This window comes from Pseudolabrys taiwanensis, from assembly GCF_003367395.1.
Classification (GTDB): Bacteria; Pseudomonadota; Alphaproteobacteria; order Rhizobiales; family Xanthobacteraceae; genus Pseudolabrys; species Pseudolabrys taiwanensis.
In genome coordinates this window covers 2,579,804-2,598,591 of record NZ_CP031417.1, presented here as the reverse complement: position 1 = coordinate 2,598,591, position 18,788 = coordinate 2,579,804, and the positions used below count along the sequence as shown (strand labels likewise).

Here is an 18,788-nt window from a genome sequence, read left to right as displayed (position 1 = left end):
GCCGGGCTTGCGGCCCGGCCTTTCGTATCGTGCGATGTGCGACGCGCTTAGTGCGCGGCGAGCGCAGGCTGCGGGGCCTGCTGCGGCGGCTGCTCCAGCGATGCCATGCGGTTCTTCACCGCCTTCTGCACCTTCTCGAAGGCCCGCACCTCGATCTGGCGCACGCGTTCGCGCGAGACGCCGAACTCGGCGGCCAGGTCTTCCAACGTGATCGGATCGTCCGCCAGACGCCGCGCCTCGAAGATGCGGCGTTCGCGATCGTTGAGCACGTCGAGCGCGCCGAGCAACGCCTTGTGGCGGTTCTCGCTTTCCTCGCTGTCGGCGAGGATGCGCTCCTGGGTCGGTGCATCGTCGACCAGCCAGTCCTGCCATTCGCCGGACTCACCGTCGTCACGGATCGGCGCATTGAGCGACGCATCGCCGCCGAGACGGCGGTTCATGTCGATGACGTCCTGCTCGGTCACGCCGAGACGCTTGGCGATGATCTGCACCTGATCGGGCCGCAGATCGCCTTCCTCGAGGGCGGAGATCTTGCTCTTGGCCTTGCGCAGGTTGAAGAACAGCTTCTTCTGGTTGGCGGTGGTGCCCATCTTCACCAGCGACCACGAGCGCAGGATGTATTCCTGGATCGCGGCCTTGATCCACCACATGGCATAGGTCGCCAGCCGGAAACCCTTTTCCGGCTCGAAGCGCTTCACCGCCTGCATCAGGCCGACATTGCCTTCCGAGATGACCTCGGAGATCGGCAGGCCGTAGCCGCGATAACCCATGGCGATCTTGGCGACCAGCCGGAGATGGCTGGTGACGAGCTTATGCGCGGCGTCGGTGTCGCCGTGCTCGCGCCAGCTCTTGGCCAGCATGTATTCCTGCTGCGGTTCCAGCATCGGGAACCGGCGGATTTCTTCAAGATAGTGAGAAAGACCGGACTCGGCCTTGAGTGCCGGCATTACGGCTGTACGGGCCATGATAGCGCCCTCCTTAAACAATTTGCCCCCGTGGATCGGCAGGCGGTTGACGCCATCGCTCCCCGAGCCGATGACGCATCCGTTTGCGACTGCGAATTTACAATCGCAGGTGCAGCATACTGAGGCGACCGGCTCAAAGATAGGGGACCGGCCGTCACGTCACCGTGACCTAGCGCAAACCCGTGAAGGTTCTTGCTAGAGCCTTGTGTATGCTCAGTTATTCGGATCGCTCGCGTCTGGCACGAGGGGTTCGGTCGCGCCAGACAAGGGTTCAACGACGCAAGACGCCCGGCGTTCCGGGCGGAAGCCGAGGTGGTGGTCATATTTGGGTATATGCCGATGACACCTAAATGGGTGCCACCCCCTGGGCTTTCAAGGGGTACCGACGCGCGGCGTCAGGCCTTCAGCGCGGCCTCGAGCGCCGCCAGGTCGGCCGGCAATTCGCTTTCAAATTCAAGGAATTCGCCGGTCACCGGGTGCTCGAAAGCAAGGCGGTAAGCATGGAGGGCCTGGCGGCCGAGCGAGGCCAAAGCCTCCCGGGCCGCGGGGGTGAGGCGATTTGCCCGGGTCTTGAAGCCGGTCGCGTAGGTCTCGTCGCCCAAGATCGGATGGCCGATATGGGCGAGGTGGACGCGAATCTGGTGCGTGCGGCCGGTCTCGAGCGTGCAGGCGAGCAGGGCGGCGACCGGCTTGCCGCCATCCTTCGAGGAATCCTCGCCGCTGAAGCGCTCGACCAGCTCCCAATGCGTCACCGCGTCGCGGCCGCCCGCGCGCACGGCGCGCTTTTCGCGGGCGTGCGGGTGGCGGTCGAGCGGGGCGTCGACGGTGCCGCGCGGCCGGTCCGGCGCGCCCCAGACGAAAGCGAGGTAGCCGCGTTCGAGCGGGCCCTCGAGCTTTTTCTCGAACTGCTTGCTCAGAGCGCGGTGCGCCTTGTCGGTCTTGGCCACCACCATGAGCCCGGTGGTGTCCTTGTCGAGGCGGTGCACGATGCCGGGGCGCTTGACGCCGCCGATGCCGGAGAGGCTGTCGCCGCAATGCGCGATCAAGGCATTGACCAAGGTGCCGGTGGCATGGCCGGCGGCGGGATGCACGACGAGACCCTTCGGCTTGTCGATGACGATGAGCGCGTCGTCCTCGTAGACGATGTCGAGCGGGATTTCCTCGGCGGCCGGCTTGGCGGGCTCGGCTTCCGGCAGCGTCACCGTGACAGTGTCGCCGGAATTGACCTGGGCGGCCGGATCGCGGACTGTGCGCGCCGCGATCGCGACCTGGCCGGCCAAAATCAACGCCTTCAGCCGCGAACGCGATAGCGCCGGGATGCGCGCGGCCAAGACGCGGTCGAGCCGCCCGCCCGGTTCGCCGTCGGCGATCGTCACTGTTTCGATGGCGCTGTCCGTCATTATTCCCGCATCACGTGGTTGGCTTCAGAATGTCTCAAGGCGACGAAAGACCCCTCAATCCGGAGCAGGAGCGCTTCATTGCCCGCGTGCGCCGGATGATGGCGATCGCCAGCATCACCACCTTCGTGGCGGTGGGCGTCGTGCTGGCGGTCATCGGCTATCGCCTTTTCACGCTGCAGGGAAGCGCGCCGCCGGCGGTCCCGGGAATGCCGACGCAGCCGACGCTGCCGGCCGGCGCCAAGGTGGTCTCGACCGCCATCGGCGAGGGGCGGCTGGTGCTGACCATCGAGGCCGGCGGCGCCCTGGAACTCATGAGCTTCGACCTTGCCACGCTCAAGCCGCTGGCCCGCCAGCGCCTGACGCCGCAGCCCTGAGGACGAGGGCGCCTTCATCAGACGGAAGGCCCGGGCGCCGTCGACCCGACCCGCCGACGCCACGCTGAGGGACAATGGCGCCGCAAGCCGCGGTCACTCTCTATATATATGGGCGGCCGGATGAGCAGCCGGCTCCAATTTCCGCCAATTAGGCACCCCGCGCTTGCATGGGCGGGGGATCAAGGCTATCTCGTCTGCCTCTGGCCAATGCTCCCTTCGTCTAGCGGCCCAGGACGTCGCCCTCTCACGGCGAAAACAGGGGTTCGAGTCCCCTAGGGAGCGCCACCCTGCGCTCATGCCCCCCCGCCACGTTTTTCTAAGTCGCTGTTTCTAAAATAGAATTTCTCTTTGCGCTTTTAAAACGTCCAACAAAGCATCCAACCTAAAAGTCCGCCAATTTTGAGGGCTCGTTTCGCCAATACCGGTTGCTGCAAGCTTGAAGCGTTAGGGGCAGAAAAGACCTTGCGATGTTTCGGCGATTGCTGCGGGCTGGAAAATAGTTATTCCAGGCAGCACAGCACCCATCGTGGATGATGGCGCGCTTTGGTAAGGCTCCTTCGCGGCTACGAGTGCGTTACGCCTCGGCTCTGACCCTACGCAGGTAAGCGATGAACGTAAGCGATACGGTGAGCCGGAGTGCTCACCGTATCAACTGCGCTTTCAAGTGTCGTTGAATTAGGCGTCCAGGAAGAAATCTTACATTTTTTCTAGGCCCGCTACATGCATCGGCGTTTTGAGTCAGCCCCCAGCCTGCATGGCGGCTTCGAGCTTGCTGCCGTCGTGAGCCCAGAGATATTCGATTTGCTGAGCGGTCGGATCGGGAAAGATGTAAGGCGTGGCTGCTTCAAGGCCTTCAATCACCTTTTGCGCCGCGTCATCCGGGCTGGCCTTGGCGAGTGGAAGGTTCTTTGCGAGTTCTGTGTCGAGCGGTCCGGGATAGATGCCGATGACCGTAATGCCCGATTTTGCGAGCGTGCCGCGCAGAGCAAGTGTCAGCGAATGCAGCGCGGCCTTCGAGGCCGAATAGCCGCCGAGGACAGGAACAGGCGCGAGGCCGACGACGCTGACGACATTTGCGATGATGCCGGATCCCCGCTTGACCAAAGTCGGCGCAAAAGCGCGCACGACACGGAGCGTGCCGAAGAAGTTCGTGTCGAAGTCGGTGTCGATGGTGGCTCGTGCACTCGAAAGCACATCGCCAAACTGCATGGTGCCTGCGTTGTTCAGCAGCACCTCGACGTCGGATGCCGCAAGCGCCGCTGCGCTGACCGAAGCCTCGCTCGTCACATCGAGTTGAAGCGGGACGACTCGCGCATCCTTGAAGTCGGGCAGTGCATCGACTCGCCGTGCGCCGGCATAGATTTTTTTGACACCGGCTTTGAGCAGAGCACGGACGGTGGCCGCACCCAAACCCCGGGTCGCACCCGACACGAGGACAGTTTTTCCAGTAAGGGACATTTTCAATCTCCATCGAAACCAGCTGAACCGATTTTCAGCATGTAAACTGTCTAGTTTACCTACGGCATAGGAGTAAACAGAACGGTTTACATTGTCAATGGGATCGGGTACATTGTTACTGAAGGCAGCAAAGCGGTTCAGGGATGATGGAGCAGGCAAATCGCGGCGAGGCGAAGCGGCAGGAGATCGTCGGGTGGGCCTTCGATCACTTTTACGACGGCGGGTTTCATGCAACCGGTGTCGACAAAATTCTCGCCGAAACAGGCATTTCGAAGCGGACGCTCTATAAGTATTTTGCGTCAAAAGAGGAACTGATCGAAGCGGTGCTCGCGCATTATGCGGTATGGATGAGCGAACGGCTTTTTGATCGTGTTGCCGCATCGGGTAGAGACCCGCGCGAGCAGATCATTGGGCTGTTCGATGCGCGTAAGGAAATGTTGGAAGAGTACCCTGCGCGTGGCTGTCTTGGACTAAAAGCGGCACAGGAATACATCGGTAAACACGCTGGCATTGCCGCGAAGGGTAAGGCAGCGGCGAATTACGTCGAGCAAGCGTTTATCAGCCTCTGCGTCAAATCCGGCTTTGCGCGAGCCGAAGCCTTGGGCCGCCAGATCAACATCATCTTCCAGGGTGCGGTGCTTCTGTCGCAGATAAGAGGCGACACCAAAGCATTCGCGGCGGCTAAATCCGCCGTCCGCACCCTGTTCGCATCCGCCGACGCGCCTTGACGCCGAAAAGCCCGCTTTGCTCATTGGCTACGGACGATGACGCGCACTACGGACGCACCTGGCCGCTTCCAATGACGTTGTAGCGCGGGGTAGTCAGCTGTTCCGCTCCGATCGGACCTCGCGCGTGGACGCGACCGGTTGCGATCCCGATCTCCGCGCCAAAACCGAACTCACCTCCATCTGAAAACTGCGTTGAGGCGTTCCAGATCGTCACCGCGCTGTCGACCTCCGCCATGAAGTGCCGCTCCGCGGTTTCATCCTCTGTAAGGATCGCATCGGTATGACCGCTGCCATAGCGGTTGATGTGGCTCACGGCGGCTTCAAGGCCGTCGACGACGGCCACGGAGAGGATCGCATCCTGCCACTCGGTCCAGAAATCCATCTCTGTGGCCGGAACCATCTCCGGAAACAACGCGCGGGCGCGGACGTCGCCACGAAATACGCACCCCCGGTCCGCCAGATCGCGCAAAATGCCGGGTAAGCTAGCGTTTGCGATCTCGGAATCGATGAGCAATGTCTCGGTCGCGCCGCAGACGCTGGTGCGCCGAAGCTTCGCATTGACAAGGACCTCCGTTGCCATCGCGATATCAGCGGCGCGATGGATGTAGGTGTGGCAAAGCCCGTCGGCGTGGGACAGCACCGGGACACGCGCCTCGCGCCGGACTCGTTCCACGAGGGAGCGCCCGCCGCGCGGTATGAGAAGGTCGATCTGCCCTTCGGCAGCCAGCATGGCGGCGACAAAGGTGCGATCCGGGGTCGGGGCCATTTGAACGGCTGCTGGCGGCAACCCGGCTTCGGCAAGCCCTGCCGCGATGGCGCGGTGGAGCGCGGCCGATGTTGCGCGGGCCTCGCGACCGCCGCGCAATATGACGGCATTGCCGGACTTGACGGCGAGAGCCGCGGCATCGAGGCCGACATTTGGCCTGCTCTCAAAAATGATTCCGAGTACGCCGATGGGCGATGCAATGCGTTCGATGCGCAGGCCGTTGGGCCGTGTCCAGCTGTCAAGCACTCGAAGTGGATCGGGTAGCGCGGCCACCGCGTGAAGACTGGATACCATCGTATCGATATGTTGCCGCGTGAGCGTGAGGCGGTCACGAAAAGGCGCGGCGCCCGAAAAGGCTGCGAGGTCGCGCGCATTGGCCTCAAGGATGTCCGTGCGTTTGTCGAAGACCGCTCGAGCCATTGCCAAGAGCGCGTCATTTCTTGCAGCGAGCGTCGTGCGCGCGAGCCGCCGCACGGCTGCGCGGGCATGATCGGCCGCCTCGGTCAGCCAGGCTGTCGCCGGATTTTCCGCGTCGAGGTCGTAAATCGCTTCCATGGCTCAGGCGGCCTCCTGCCAGCGGCGAAAGATCACGCTGGCATTGACGCCGCCAAAGCCGAAGCCGTTGGAGATTGCGTAGTCTGTTTCAATCGACCGGGCGGTGTTGGCGACGAAATCGATTCCGGCTCCGGCCGCATCCGGTCTGCTTAAGTTGAGCGTCGGTGGTGCGATTTGATCGCGTAGTGCGAGGATCGTGAAGATGGCTTCAAGTCCGCCGGCCGCACCCAAAAGGTGGCCGGTCGCAGATTTTGTGGCGCTGACTGCGACAGTGGACGCGTCAAACACCGATTTGATCGCGGCCAGTTCGCCACGGTCACCCACGGGGGTCGATGTGGCGTGGGCATTGAGGTGACCGATTTCAGCCGGCTCGATCCCAGCTTGAGCGATCGCGATCTGCATGGCACGCCGCGCGCCCGAGCCGTCTTCGGGGCCGGATGTGATGTGGTAGGCATCTGCCGTCGTGCCGTAGCCGACGATTTCGGCGATGGGAACAACCCCGCGCTCCACGGCGTGGTCGAGCGCTTCGATGACCAGCAGGCCAGCGCCTTCGCCCATCACGAAGCCATCACGTCCCAGATCGAAGGGCCGAGACGCTGCCGTGGGATTGTCGTTGTAACCGGTCGATAAGGCGCGAGCCGCCGCAAAACCGCCCAGCGATACGGAGTTTATGCAGGCTTCCGTACCGCCGCACACGGCCAAATCGATTTCGCCGGTTCGGATGAGCCGCGCCGCGTCGCCGATGGCCTGCACGCCTGCGGCACATGCGGTGACTGGCGCGCCGAGGGGGCCTTTCAATCCGTGCCGTATCGATACGTGACCGGCAGCCAGATTGACGAGGAACGAGGGCACCGTGAAGGGCGATAGCCGCCGTGGTCCGCGTCCATCTACGGTGCGAACCGCCTCGGTAATGGCCGGGAAGCCGCCGATTCCGGAAGCAATAATGGTTGCGGCGCGCTCACGCTCGATCTCCGACGACGGCGTCCATCCAGATTGTTTCAGCGCTTCGTCGGCAGCGGCCAGGGCGAACAGGATGAAGCGGTCGACTTTCCGCTGCTCCTTGACGGATAATACGACGTCAGGATTGAAGCCGTGGACTGGGTCGTCGATGAGATCAGGGACGGTACCGCCGATCTTGACCGGAAGGTCGCGCACCATGTCGTCCGGCAGGGCGCGGATGCCCGAGCGACCTTCGAGAAGCCTCTGCCAGGACGTTTCGACGTCTGCGGCAAGGGGGCTGACGGCCCCCATGCCAGTCACAACCACGCGCCGCATGTACGTTTCTTCCTGTTGAGCCGGTTTAATGGGTCCGCTCGATGGCGACCGCGGTCGCTTCTCCACCGCCGATGCAAAGAGCGGCAACGCCTTTCGTGAGGTTTCGATGCTGCATGGCATGTAGCAAGGTGACGATCAGGCGCGCGCCGGTCGCGCCGATCGGATGACCGACCGCGCAGGCGCCGCCATTGACGTTTAGTTTGTCGCGCGCGATGCCGAGATCTTTCGCAGCCGCCATCGGCACCACGGCGAAGGCCTCGTTGATTTCGAATAGGTCGACATCGGGCACACGCCAGTTGGCCTTCGCCAGCACTTTGCGGATCGCGGGGATCGGCGCGGTCGTGTACCAGGCCGGCGCCTGACTATGGGTAGCGTGCGCCTTGATCTCTGCGAGGATAGGCAAGCCATCCCGCTCGGCGATGGACCGGCGCGTCAACACCAAGGCGGCGGCGCCATCGGCATTGGCCGAGGCACTCGCAGCCGTGATCGTGCCGTTGGCACGGAAGGCCGGCTTCAATGTCGGGATTTTTTCAGGCGACACTTTCAACGGATGCTCATCGGTGTCGACGAGCTTCTGGCCGCCTTTTATGCCGATCGAGACCGGTACGATCTCATCCTTGAAGGCGCCACTTTCGATGGCATGGCGCGCGCGCGTCAGTGTTTCGACCGCATAAGCGTCCTGATCGGCGCGCGTGAACTGATAGGCCTCAGCTGCCGCTTCGCCGAAGTCCCCCATCGCGCGACCGGGCTCGTAGGCATCCTCAAGGCCATCCATCATCATATGGTCAAGGACGCGGTCATGACCAACACGGTAGCCGCTGCGGGCTTTCGCAAGCAAGTAGGGCGCATTCGACATCGATTCCATGCCGCCCGATACCGCGACATCGACCGATCCCGCGAGCAATAGATCGTGGGCGAGCGTCGTCGCTTTCATGCCCGAGCCGCAGACTTTATTGACCGTCGTTGCGCCGGTTGCATCAAGTAGCCCCGCGCCGCGAGCCGCCTGACGCGCAGGCGCCTGTCCTTGGCCTGCGGGCAGGACGCAACCCATCAGCACTTCGTCGATGCGGTCGGGCGCGAGCTTAGCGCGGTCGACCGCCGAGCGGATGACATGCGCGCCCAGCTCATGCGCGGCGAGCGGCGAGAGGTCGCCGAGGAAGCGGCCCAGCGGCGTGCGTACGGCGGAAACAATGACGATCGGATCGTGCAGCGTCGACATGGAGTGTCTCCTCAAGCCTTGGTGATGCTGCGGACTTGCGCGGCCGCAGCGCTGAGAAAGGTCAAGGCGAGGCGATCGTCATTGACCATGCGCGACAAGGTAAGCGCACCGACGAGAAGCGAGAGCACCGCAGGGGCAAGCTCTGCGCGAACCTCCGCGGAGCCGCCGAGAATGACGTCGCCCAACAGTTCAAGGTGCTTCTTCACGCCGAACTCGAATGACTCTTTGACGTCCGCGCCTTGACGGGCCGCATCGGAGCCGAGAGCAACCAGCGGGCAACCATCGCCTTTGTCAGCGCGATGCCCCGGCGAAAGATACAGATCGATCATCGCGTCGAGCGGCGCATCGGGCCGCCTGGCAATGACACGGATCCATCGCTCCATCGCCATTTCCATGGACCGGCGCGAGGCGAGCGCGGCGAGATCTTCCTTGGACTCGAACTGTTTGTAGAAGCCGCCCTTCGTCAGCCCCGCGCTCTCCATGAGCTCCACGAGGCCCACCCCGTCGAAGCCTTTTTCGCGAAACAGATGGCTCGCGGTGTCGATGACGCCTTGGCGATTTTTCTCTGCTTGCTCCCGACTAACGCGCATGACGGACCTCCTTTTAGATTGCGTTCGTAATCTATATCCGATATTAGATGCCGAATGCAATCTAAATAAGGCTGCCTCCCCAGCCTGTCCAGGAGACGGAAAATGAATCGGAAATGGCGCTATGTGCTTGGTGGAGCGGCGGTTTTGTTCGCAGGCGGCGTCGCCATCCTGCTGATTGGATCGGCTTCGGGTGAAAAAGCGGCTGCCCAAAATGACCCCAGAAACGATGTCCCAGTCGTTCGACTGGCATCGGCCGGTCGGAGCGTCGGAGCCGAGCGGGCCTTCACAGGAAGTATTGCGGCGCGGGTCCAGAGCAATCTTGGCTTTCGCGTCGCCGGCAAGATTGTCCAACGCCTCGTCGATGTCGGCCAAGAGGTGACCGTCGGTCAGCCGTTGATGCGGATCGACGATACGGATTTACGCCTCGTCTTGACCGCGAAGCGGAACGCTGTAATGGCGGCAACTGCGGTCGCCGTTCAGGCGCGGAACGATGAAAAGCGCTACGCCATTCTCTCGAAGGATGGCCTTGGCGCCTCCACGCAGCGTTACGAACAGGCCAAGGCAGCGCTCGATACCGCCGAAGCGCAATTGGCCGCGGCGGAAGCCGACGCACGCGTCGCTGGTAATGAAGCGGGCTATTCCACTTTGGTCGCCGATGCCGACGGCATCGTGGTCGCGACTTCGGGCGAGCCCGGCCAAGTCGTCGTTGCTGGCCAAACCGTCGTTCAACTCGCCCAAGCGGGCCCGCGTGAAGCTCTACTGGCGTTGCCAGAAACTGTTCGGCCCGCCATCGGGTCCAGTGCGGAAGCCACGGTATATGGTGATGGCGCTCGCCGCTGGCCCGCGCGTCTCCGTCAGATATCGAATGCCGCCGACCCGCAAACCCGCACGTACGAAGCGCGTTACGTTCTCGAAGGCGCCGCTGCCGCGGCGCCGCTCGGCGCGACCGTAACCATCCGAATTGCGAACACACAAGCCGACACGGATATCGCAATCCCTATGGGCGCCATCTTGAATGACGGCCAGCGAACCGGCGTTTGGGCGTTCGATCGCTCAAGCTCGACGGTTCACTTCAAGAACGTCGTCCTCAAAGAACTCGGCGAAGAAACGGCTGTAGTCCAGGGCTTAACCCCCGGCGAACCGATCGTCGCGCTTGGGGCGCATCTGCTTAAGGAAGGCACCAAGGTCTCGTCCGTCGCCGGCCAGCAAAATCAGGTGCGCAAATGAATTTTAATCTTTCGGCCTTGGCAGTTCGCGAGCGGTCGGTCACGCTTTTCTTCATTATTTTATTCTCGATCGGCGGCGCGATCGCTTTCCTCAATCTCGGCCGCGCCGAAGATCCGTCCTTTTCGATCAAGGTTTTGACCATATCGGCTGCATGGCCGGGCGCGACAGCGAAGGAAATGCAGGACCTCGTTGCAGAGCCGCTTGAAAAGCGCATGCAGGAGCTGACCTATTACGACCGCGTCGAGACGATGACGCGGCCGGGTCTGGTGCTGACCACTGTAACGCTGAAAGACAGCACACCGCCGTCAGCGGTGGAGGAAGAGTTTTATCAGGCGCGCAAGAAAGTCGGCGACGAAGCGCGAAACTTGCCGCCGGGTGTCCTGGGCCCCTTCGTCAACGACGAATATTCCGATGTCAGCTTTGCGCTCTACGCCTTGAAGGCAAAAGGCATGCCGATGCGCGACCTCACTCGGCAAGCGGAAAGTATTCGCCAGGAGTTGCTGCACGTCCCGGGCGTCAAGAAAGTCAACATTCTCGGTGAGCGTCCCGAGCGCATCTTCATCGAGCTGTCTTACGCGCGCCTTGCGACCCTCGGTGTCTCGCCACAAGATATTTTTTCCGCCCTACAACGCCAGAATGCCGTGATGCCGGCCGGGTCTGTCGATACTAAGGGGCCGCAGGTCTTCATTCGTCTCGACGGCGCCTTTAATGGGATACAGGCGATCGCCGACACACCGATTGTCGCCAACGGGCGTACGCTCAAGCTTTCGGATATCGCGTCGGTGCGCCGCGGCTACGAAGACCCGGCCACATTCCTGATCCGTCACGAAGGCGAGCAAGCCATCGTCCTCGCCGCCGTGATGCAAACGGGATGGAACGGGCTTGAGCTGGGCAAAGCTCTGGAAGCACGGACAACCGCCATCGCAGCAACGCTGCCGCTGGGCATTTCCCTGACCAAGGTAACGGACCAAGCGGTCAATATCTCCTCTGCCGTCGGCGAATTCATGCTGAAATTCGCGATGGCGCTCGGCGTCGTGCTGCTGGTCAGCCTTCTTAGCCTCGGCTGGCGTGAAGGCCTTGTTGTGGCCGCGGCCGTGCCGCTCACCCTCGCGGTAGTCTTCGTCATCATGGCAGTCACCGGCCGCTTCTTCGACCGCATCACTCTCGGCGCGCTTATCCTCGCGCTCGGCCTCTTAGTGGACGACGCCATCATCGCAATCGAGGTCATGGTCGTAAAAATGGAAGAGGGCATGGATCGCGTTCGTGCCGCTGCCTACGCCTGGAGCCACACTGCTGCGCCGATGTTGTCCGGCACGCTGGTCACGATTGCTGGCTTCTTGCCGGTGGGCTTTGCACGTTCAACGGCAGGCGAGTACGCCGGCAACATCTTCTGGGTCGTAGGCTTTGCGCTGATCGTCTCCTGGTTCGTTGCGGTGTTCTTCACACCCTATCTTGGCGTGACCATGCTGCCGAACATCAAGCCGGTGAGTGGAGGACATCACGCGATCTATGACACGCCGAACTACCGGCGGCTTCGTGATGTGATCAAATTCGCCGTTCGCCGGAAGTTTGCAACCGTCTCTATAGTGGTGGGTCTCTTTCTGCTCGCTGGCGTCGGGATGGGAGCTGTGAAGCAGCAGTTCTTCCCCACGTCGGATCGCCCGGAAGTGCTGGTCGAAGTTCGCATGCCGGAGGGTTCGAGCATCGAAGCGACGACCGCGGCCGTCGCCAAGCTTGAGACCTGGCTCCACAACCAGCCCGAGGCCAGTATTGTCACGAGCTATATCGGTCAAGGTGCGCCGCGCTTCTTCCTCGCGATGGCGCCTGAACTTCCCGATCCGGCCTTTGCCAAAATCGTGGTCCTGACGCCGGATGCCGAGGCGCGCGAAGCGCTCAAGCTCCGGATGCGGCAGGCGGTCGCGCATGGGCTCGCTCCTGAAGCCTCCGTGCGCGTGACCCAGCTTGTGTTCGGTCCCTACACCCCATTCCCGGTCGAATTTCGTCTGATGGGTCCGGACGCCGACAAGCTCTATGCTTTGTCGCATGAAGCGCTGGAGATCATGCGAGGTGTTCCGGATGTACGCCAGGCCAACCGCGATTGGGGCAACCTTGTCCCGACACTTCGCTTCGTCCCCGACCAGGATCGCCTCAACCTGATCGGCTTGTCCTCGTCGGAAGTTGCGCAGCAGTTGCAGTTCCTCCTGACGGGCTTCAACGTTACCGAGGTGCGGGAGGATATCCGCAATGTCGCGGTCGTGGCGCGTAGCGCCGGGGCGGAGCGTCTCGACCCTGCGCGGTTGAAGGATTTCTCGCTGATCAGCCGCGACGGGCGGCGCATTCCCCTCGATCAGATCGGTCATTCTGAAGTTCGCTTCGAGGAGCCGATCATGAAGCGGCGGGACCGCACGCCCGTGATCACGATCCGTTCGGATATCGACGAGGCGACGCAGCCACCGGAAGTCTCCATGCAGGTGATGGCGGCACTCCAACCCCTCATCGCCAAACTGCCTCAAGGCTATCGCGTCGAGATGGGCGGTTCGATCGAGGAAGCAAAGAAGGCCAACGATGCACTCGCCGTGGTCTTCCCGACGATGATTGCCGCCATGCTGATCATCGTGATGCTACAGGTGCGATCGTTCTCGACCATGGCGATGGTCATGCTGACCGCGCCCCTGGGCCTCGTCGGCGCCGTGCCCGTCTTGCTGCTGTTCCATCAGCCGTTCGGCTTTAACGCGATCCTTGGTTTGATCGGCCTCGCTGGCATCCTGATACGCAACACGCTGATCCTCACCGAACAGATCAAGGAGAACCGGCGGGCCGGCCTCGATGATTATCACGCGGTCATAGAAGCGACGGTGCAACGAACCCGTCCCGTTATCCTGACGGCGCTGGCGGCCGTACTAGCCTTCATCCCGCTCACGCACTCCGTTTTCTGGGGATCGATGGCTTACACGCTGATCGGCGGCACCGCTGCGGGTACAGCGCTGATCCTGTTGTTCCTGCCGGCACTCTATGCCGTCTGGTTCCGGATCAAGACGCCGGAGCAATCGTCAAAGAAGGCGAACGACGCCGAGAGTGCCGGCCTGAGCAGCGCAGTCGCACATATCCCCGGTCATTCAATGGTTCGTTAAGGAACTCATCATGAACATGATCAAGAGAGCCTGGAATAAGATGTTGGAATTTGCGGCCGTCATGGAGAGCGAAGACGACCTAGTCTACAGCTACGCCCGCTCTTTGGCTGGGCGGATCGACGAACTCGAGCGTAAAGTGCAGGCGCTCGAGGCAAGTTCGGATAGAGAAACGGTCGGCGTCGCCGATCCGATGGTTGTCCACACGCCTTAAAGGCTTGGTCGAGCCCGGCGTAGTAGCCGCGCGCGCCGCCGGACGCTGACCTATCAATTGACTGCTTCCGCCCAGGGAGAGGCCGCCAAAACGGTTTGAGACGTCCAACACAGCGTACAACACTTGTAGTTTTTTTTCCAAAGCCGCCAAAGTTTCTTAGTGCAGCAAATGTTTGAGTTGTCTCGGGAAAACCGATAACATTCTGCCTTCTAAACCAGGCTTCCGGGACCCCTAGGGAGCGCCAGGCTATCCCTTAGTCCGATGCCGTCCACCCGCCGCCGCCGTGCGCGCCAGGGGGCGACCGTTATCGGGGGCTCGCCCGCCGCCACTCACATCGATACCCGATCGCCGCGCCGCATTCGTCCGTACAGCAATCATCAGTACAAGGACGAATGCCCAAACGGACGTCGCTGTCTGCCCGGATTGTAGACATGCGCCGGCGCCGTCCTGGCGGATTTGGGCGGATCGGGAAATGCGCCGGTTGGCATAACCCTTGCGAACCTCTTCGCAGCTTCGAATCTCGGTAACGACGTCGGGAAGAACACGCGAGATGGATCGGAACGTCGCGCAAGCTGAGGGCATTGGATCGTCGCATCCGCGGCTGGAGGACGATCGCTATCTGCGCGGCCGCGGCCGCTTCGTCGCCGATATCCGTATGCCCGGCATGCTGGATGTGGCTTTCGTGCGTAGTCCGCTCGCGCATGCGCGCATCCGCGGCGTTGCCAAGCCGCCGGGTCAGGAAGACGCCGTGTTCGTGATGTCCGATCTCGTCGGCGTCAAAGGCATTCGTGCCGATTCCGGTCTGCCCGGCTTTCGTTCGTCCATACAGCCGGTGCTCGCTTACGAGAAGGTGCGGCATGTTGGTGAGCCGCTCGCGGCCTGCGTCGCGAATACCCGCGCCGAAGCCGAGGATATCGCCGAAGCCGTGACTCTCGATCTCGACGAGCTGCCGGCGGTGGTCGAGATGACGCGCGCCCGGTCGCCGGATGCGCCGCTCGTCCACGATCACTGGCCCGAGAACGTGTTTCTCGAAACCGCGGTCGATATCGGCTTCGAAGCGGCGATCAAGGATGCCGCGGTGTGCGTGAAGCGCACCTTCCGCACCGCGCGCCAGAGCATGGCGCCGATGGAGGGGCGCGGCGTCGTCGCCTATTGGGACAACCAGGCGCAGCAAGTTGTTCTCTACACGGCGACGCAAGTGCCGCACATCGTGCGCACGGGATTGGCCGAGTGCCTCGGGCTCGAGCAGGGCATGGTGCGCATCGTCGCGCCGGATGTCGGCGGCGGCTTCGGCTACAAGGGCCTGCTGCTGTGCGAGGAGGTCGTCCTTGCTTATCTCGCGATGAAGCTGAAGCGGCCGTTACGCTGGATCGAGGATCGCTACGAGCATCTCACCGGCAATGCCAATTGCCGTGAGCATCATTACGAGATCGCCGGCTATGCCGCCGCCGATGGAACGCTGTTGGCGGTCGATTGCGATGCCATCGTCGATTCCGGCGCTTACTCTCTCTATCCCTTCTCGGCCTGTCTCGAAGCCGCGCAGGTCGCCAGCATCCTGCCGGGGCCCTATCAGTTCGCCGGCTATCGCTGTCGCACCTGGTCGGTTGCCTCCAACAAGCCGCCGATCCTGCCGTTCCGCGGCGTGGCGCGCAGCGGCGTCTGTTATGCGATGGAAGTGCTGCTCGATGCCGTCGCGCGCGAACTGAAGCTGCCGCCCGACGAGATCCGCCGCAAAAATCTGGTGCGGCCGGAGCAGATGCCGTTCGTCAACATCACCAACAAGATCTTCGACAGCGGCGACTACATCGAATGCCTGGACCGCGCGGTGGCGGCGATCGATCTGCCGGCGGTGCGGCGGCGGCAGGCCGCGGGCGAGCCGGACGGCCGCCGCATCGGCGTGGGCCTGTCCATCTATTGCGAGCAGGGCGCGCACGGCACGTCGGTCTACGCCGGCTGGGGCATTCCCATGGTGCCGGGCTTCGAGCAGGCGACCGCGCGGCTGACGCCGGATGGCGGTCTCGAATTGCGTGTCGGCGTGCAGAGCCACGGGCAGGGTCTGGAAACGACCCTGGCGCAGATCGCTAACGAGATGCTCGGCATTGCCCCGCATCGTGTGAAGGTGGTGCATGGCGACACGGCGCTGACGCCGTACTCGACGGGCACCTGGGGCTCGCGTTGCATCGTCATGGCGGGCGGCGCTGTGGCCGCAGCCTGCGAAACGCTGGCCGGGCGGCTGCGCAAGATCGCCGGTCATTTGCTTCAGGCGGATCCGCAGACCATTCAACTGAGCGGCGGCATGGCGCGCTCGTCCGGCGGCGAAGTCGCCATCGCCGATATCGGCAAGGTCTGGTATCTGCGGCCGCAGGACCTGCCGGCCGACGTCGATCCGGCCGGGCTCGAAGTCACGCAGGGCTACAAGCCGCAGCGCGACAGCGGCACGTTCTCTTATGCCTGCCATGCGGTGACGGTTGCCGTCGATACGGAGACGGGCGGGGTCGAGATCCTCGATTACAAGATCGTCGAGGACGGCGGTGTGCTCATCAATCCAATGGTGGTCGAAGGCCAGGTCTATGGCGGTACGGCGCAGGGCATCGGCACCGCGCTGTTCGAGGAAATGCCCTTTGACGAACGCGGGCAGCCGTTGGCTGCGACATTCGCCGACTACTATCTGCCCGGCGCGCCTGAAGTGCCGGCGGCCGCGATCGACCATATGGAGACGCCGTCACCCATCACCCGCTTCGGTCAGAAGGGCATCGGCGAAGGTGGCGCCATCGGTCCGCCGGCCGCGATTGCCAATGCCATCAACGATGCCCTGGCCGGGCTCGGCGCCGAACTCGATGTGTTGCCGATGACGCCGACACGCGTGCTGGAGAAGTTGGCGCAAGCGCGCACCGCTAAGCTGGAGTCTTTCGCGTGAAGCCGGTCGCGTTCGACTTCTCCTTTGCCGCCGATGCATCCGCCGCGGCCGCCATGCTGACTTCCGGCGCGGCGACCAAGCCCATCGCCGGCGGCCAGTCGCTGGGGCCGATGCTCAATCTGCGGCTCGCGCGGCCGCAAATGCTGATCGATCTGTCGCGCGCGGTGGACATGCGCGGCGCCAGCGATGAGGGCGAGGCGATCGTCTACGGCGGCGCCGTCACGCATGCCGAGATCGAAGACGGCGCCGTGCCCGATGCGACGCCCGGATGGCTGTCGGCGGTGGCGCGGCACATCGCCTACCGCGCCGTGCGCAATCGCGGCACGCTCGGCGGCAGTCTCGCGCATGCCGATCCGGCGGCCGATTGGGTGAACGTGCTGACCGCGCTCGGCGCCGATGTCATTCTGGTCGCGAACGGGGCGAAGCGGATCGTTCCGTTGGAGACGTTCTTCATCGGGCCGCTCGCGACGGTGCTGGCTGTCGGCGAAGTTATTGCCGGCGTGCGCGTACGCAAGCGCACCGCCACGGCGCGCTGGGGTTATTGGAAGTTCTGCATCAAGGCCGGCGACTTCGCCAAAGCGAGCGCTGCGGTGCTCATCGATCCGGACCGCGGCGAGACGCGCGTGCTGATCGGCGCCATCGAACGGCCGCCGGCGCTGCTCGCCGATCCCGCCGCCTTTGTCGAAGGGCGCTTGTCCGCCGCCGAGGCGGTTCGGCAGGCCGCGCCGCAACTCGACGGGCCGGCTCACACGCTGCACGTCACCGCACTTCGCCGCGCGTTTGCGATCGCCATGGAGGGCGGGCGATGATTTCGGTCAATCTCACCGTCAATGGCGCGTCCGTCACCAAGGCCGTGGCGCCACGCACCCATCTCGCCGACTTCGTGCGCGAGGAGCTCAATCTCACCGGCACGCATATCGGCTGCGAGCACGGCGTCTGCGGTGCCTGCACCATGATCGTCGACGGGCGGCCGATGCGCTCCTGCATCAATTACGCGGTCGCTTGCGCCGGCAGCGACGTGCGCACGGTCGAGTCGTTCGACGACGATCCGGTCATGAGCCAGTTGCGCGACGCCTTCACCCGCCATCACGCTTTGCAATGCGGCTATTGCACGCCCGGCATGCTGGCGACGGCCTACGATATCGTGACGCGGCTGCCCGATGCCGACGAGGCGCGCGTGCGCGAGGAACTGGCCGGCAATCTGTGCCGCTGCACCGGCTATGTTGGCATCGTCGGTGCGATCCGCGACGTGCTCGCCGCCGGCACGCACCGGAACACCCTGTTGAAAGCGCGCCCCGCCGCACCGGTCCTGGAGCAGTCGAGGCCTTCCGCCCTTGCGCCGGCTGCGTCGCCTGCGCCGTCTTCATCACCGGCGAGCGCGGTCTCGTTTGCCCCAGTCACGGATGGCGTGACGCTGAGCCGCCATATCGACGTGCCCGTGCCGGCTGCCGCGCTGTGGCGGACCCTGCAGGACATCGCGACGATCGCGCGTTGCCTGCCCGGGGCATCGCTGGACAAGGTGTCGCCGGACGGGACGGTCACCGGCGCATTTCAGGTCGCCATCGGGCCAATCAATGCGCGCTTCGGCGGAGCCGCGCGTGTCGCCTTCGATCAGCAAACGCATCGCGGCGAGGTGTCGGGCCAGGGCGCTGATCCCACCAGTCGCTCGCGCGCCGACGGCACCATCCGCTTTGCCGCGCTTGCCGCCGGTGACGACGCCTCGCAGCTCTCCCTCGACTTGACTTACCGGCTGGGTGGTCCGCTTGTGCAATTCGGGCGTCCGGCTGTCGTTGCCGGCGTGGTCGACGCCTTGCTGGTGCAGTTCGCTCACAACCTCGCACGCGCCAGCCAGGGCGAGCAGGTCGTGGCGGCTCGACCGATCGGTGGCGGTCTGCTTTTCGCCATGCTGTTCGGCATTGTACGGCGCCTGTTCACGCGTAAAGCCCGGTGAGGCCTTCAGGTCGCGGCCCAC

At 63.5% G+C, this 18,788-nt stretch carries 15 protein-coding genes and 1 tRNA gene; 9 read left to right on the top strand and 7 right to left on the bottom strand.

Annotated elements, in window-relative coordinates; genetic code table 11:
• Nucleotides 1-47: 47 nt before the first annotated feature.
• Both rpoH and DW352_RS12435 read right to left on the bottom strand, forming a co-directional pair.
• On the bottom strand, nucleotides 48-965 hold the full coding sequence (gene rpoH / locus DW352_RS12440; protein ID WP_115691630.1) for an RNA polymerase sigma factor RpoH: 918 nt from the start codon (nucleotides 963-965) through the stop codon (nucleotides 48-50).
• A 395-nt stretch (nucleotides 966-1,360) separates the two neighbouring features.
• Nucleotides 1,361-2,365, bottom strand: coding sequence for an RluA family pseudouridine synthase (locus tag DW352_RS12435; protein WP_115691629.1), 1,005 nt, complete (start codon nucleotides 2,363-2,365; stop codon nucleotides 1,361-1,363).
• A 29-nt stretch (nucleotides 2,366-2,394) separates the two neighbouring features.
• Between DW352_RS12435 and DW352_RS12430 the strand changes: the two genes are divergently transcribed.
• Together DW352_RS12430 and DW352_RS12425 are read left to right on the top strand one after the other, a co-directional pair.
• Nucleotides 2,395-2,739: a hypothetical protein gene (locus DW352_RS12430; RefSeq protein ID WP_115691628.1), complete on the top strand. Its 345-nt coding sequence runs from the start codon at nucleotides 2,395-2,397 to the stop codon at nucleotides 2,737-2,739.
• Nucleotides 2,740-2,948: 209 nt separating this feature from the next.
• Nucleotides 2,949-3,024 (top strand) — tRNA-Glu (locus tag DW352_RS12425).
• A gap of 453 nt (nucleotides 3,025-3,477) precedes the next feature.
• Here the strand turns inward: DW352_RS12425 and DW352_RS12420 are convergent.
• Complete coding sequence (locus tag DW352_RS12420; RefSeq protein ID WP_115691627.1) at nucleotides 3,478-4,197, bottom strand: SDR family oxidoreductase; 720 nt, start codon at nucleotides 4,195-4,197, stop codon at nucleotides 3,478-3,480.
• 143 nt (nucleotides 4,198-4,340) lie between these two features.
• Here DW352_RS12420 and DW352_RS12415 point away from each other — a divergent pair, with 143 nt between their 5' ends.
• On the top strand, nucleotides 4,341-4,925 hold the full coding sequence (locus DW352_RS12415; protein WP_210209969.1) for a TetR/AcrR family transcriptional regulator: 585 nt from the start codon (nucleotides 4,341-4,343) through the stop codon (nucleotides 4,923-4,925).
• A gap of 46 nt (nucleotides 4,926-4,971) precedes the next feature.
• Here the strand turns inward: DW352_RS12415 and DW352_RS12410 are convergent, their stop codons facing one another.
• The 4 genes from DW352_RS12410 to DW352_RS12395 are packed head-to-tail and all read right to left on the bottom strand — an operon-like array spanning nucleotide 4,972 to nucleotide 9,330.
• A complete protein-coding gene (locus DW352_RS12410; protein ID WP_115691626.1) occupies nucleotides 4,972-6,246 on the bottom strand; it encodes a glutamate-5-semialdehyde dehydrogenase in 1,275 nt (424 codons plus the stop codon).
• A 3-nt stretch (nucleotides 6,247-6,249) separates the two neighbouring features.
• Complete coding sequence (gene fabF, locus DW352_RS12405; protein WP_115691625.1) at nucleotides 6,250-7,521, bottom strand: beta-ketoacyl-ACP synthase II; 1,272 nt, start codon at nucleotides 7,519-7,521, stop codon at nucleotides 6,250-6,252.
• 25 nt (nucleotides 7,522-7,546) lie between these two features.
• The gene (locus DW352_RS12400; RefSeq protein WP_115691624.1) at nucleotides 7,547-8,740 is read right to left on the bottom strand and encodes an acetyl-CoA C-acyltransferase; all 1,194 of its coding nucleotides are present in this window, start codon (nucleotides 8,738-8,740) and stop codon (nucleotides 7,547-7,549) included.
• Between the two features lie 11 nt (nucleotides 8,741-8,751).
• Nucleotides 8,752-9,330: a TetR/AcrR family transcriptional regulator gene (locus DW352_RS12395; protein ID WP_115691623.1), complete on the bottom strand. Its 579-nt coding sequence runs from the start codon at nucleotides 9,328-9,330 to the stop codon at nucleotides 8,752-8,754.
• A 102-nt stretch (nucleotides 9,331-9,432) separates the two neighbouring features.
• Here DW352_RS12395 and DW352_RS12390 point away from each other — a divergent pair, with 102 nt between their 5' ends.
• The 6 genes from DW352_RS12390 to DW352_RS12365 all read left to right on the top strand — a co-directional run bounded on the left by DW352_RS12390 (nucleotide 9,433) and on the right by DW352_RS12365 (nucleotide 18,767).
• Nucleotides 9,433-10,557: an efflux RND transporter periplasmic adaptor subunit gene (locus DW352_RS12390; RefSeq protein WP_115691622.1), complete on the top strand. Its 1,125-nt coding sequence runs from the start codon at nucleotides 9,433-9,435 to the stop codon at nucleotides 10,555-10,557.
• A complete protein-coding gene (locus DW352_RS12385; protein ID WP_115691621.1) occupies nucleotides 10,554-13,688 on the top strand; it encodes an efflux RND transporter permease subunit in 3,135 nt (1,044 codons plus the stop codon). The genes DW352_RS12390 and DW352_RS12385 overlap by 4 nt, the downstream gene beginning before the upstream one ends.
• 10 nt (nucleotides 13,689-13,698) lie before the next feature.
• Nucleotides 13,699-13,899 (top strand): hypothetical protein, encoded by a 201-nt coding sequence (locus DW352_RS12380; RefSeq protein ID WP_115691620.1) that lies wholly within the window; start codon nucleotides 13,699-13,701, stop codon nucleotides 13,897-13,899.
• 550 nt (nucleotides 13,900-14,449) lie between these two features.
• Nucleotides 14,450-16,816, top strand: coding sequence for a xanthine dehydrogenase family protein molybdopterin-binding subunit (locus tag DW352_RS12375; protein WP_115691619.1), 2,367 nt, complete (start codon nucleotides 14,450-14,452; stop codon nucleotides 16,814-16,816).
• Entirely contained in the window at nucleotides 16,813-17,625 is an 813-nt protein-coding gene (locus DW352_RS12370; RefSeq protein WP_115691618.1) for an FAD binding domain-containing protein, read from the top strand. Before DW352_RS12375 ends, DW352_RS12370 begins: the two co-directional genes overlap by 4 nt.
• The gene (locus tag DW352_RS12365; protein WP_115691617.1) at nucleotides 17,622-18,767 is read left to right on the top strand and encodes a xanthine dehydrogenase family Fe-S subunit; all 1,146 of its coding nucleotides are present in this window, start codon (nucleotides 17,622-17,624) and stop codon (nucleotides 18,765-18,767) included. The genes DW352_RS12370 and DW352_RS12365 overlap by 4 nt, the downstream gene beginning before the upstream one ends.
• Nucleotides 18,768-18,788: the final 21 nt, after the last annotated feature.

Excerpts from the sequence above, each read along its gene's own strand:
- DW352_RS12410 (WP_115691626.1), bottom strand. The coding sequence starts at position 6,246 with ATGGAAGCGATTTACGACCTCGACGCGGAAAATCCGGCGACAGCCTGG.
- DW352_RS12380 (WP_115691620.1), top strand. The coding sequence starts at position 13,699 with ATGAACATGATCAAGAGAGCCTGGAATAAGATGTTGGAATTTGCGGCC.
- DW352_RS12365 (WP_115691617.1), top strand. The coding sequence starts at position 17,622 with ATGATTTCGGTCAATCTCACCGTCAATGGCGCGTCCGTCACCAAGGCC.
- DW352_RS12415 (WP_210209969.1), top strand. The coding sequence starts at position 4,341 with ATGATGGAGCAGGCAAATCGCGGCGAGGCGAAGCGGCAGGAGATCGTC.
- DW352_RS12395 (WP_115691623.1), bottom strand. The coding sequence starts at position 9,330 with ATGCGCGTTAGTCGGGAGCAAGCAGAGAAAAATCGCCAAGGCGTCATC.
- DW352_RS12430 (WP_115691628.1), top strand. The coding sequence starts at position 2,395 with ATGTCTCAAGGCGACGAAAGACCCCTCAATCCGGAGCAGGAGCGCTTC.
- DW352_RS12420 (WP_115691627.1), bottom strand. The coding sequence starts at position 4,197 with ATGTCCCTTACTGGAAAAACTGTCCTCGTGTCGGGTGCGACCCGGGGT.
- rpoH (WP_115691630.1), bottom strand. The coding sequence starts at position 965 with ATGGCCCGTACAGCCGTAATGCCGGCACTCAAGGCCGAGTCCGGTCTT.
- DW352_RS12400 (WP_115691624.1), bottom strand. The coding sequence starts at position 8,740 with ATGTCGACGCTGCACGATCCGATCGTCATTGTTTCCGCCGTACGCACG.
- DW352_RS12385 (WP_115691621.1), top strand. The coding sequence starts at position 10,554 with ATGAATTTTAATCTTTCGGCCTTGGCAGTTCGCGAGCGGTCGGTCACG.
- fabF (WP_115691625.1), bottom strand. The coding sequence starts at position 7,521 with ATGCGGCGCGTGGTTGTGACTGGCATGGGGGCCGTCAGCCCCCTTGCC.
- DW352_RS12390 (WP_115691622.1), top strand. The coding sequence starts at position 9,433 with ATGAATCGGAAATGGCGCTATGTGCTTGGTGGAGCGGCGGTTTTGTTC.
- DW352_RS12375 (WP_115691619.1), top strand. The coding sequence starts at position 14,450 with ATGGATCGGAACGTCGCGCAAGCTGAGGGCATTGGATCGTCGCATCCG.
- DW352_RS12435 (WP_115691629.1), bottom strand. The coding sequence starts at position 2,365 with ATGACGGACAGCGCCATCGAAACAGTGACGATCGCCGACGGCGAACCG.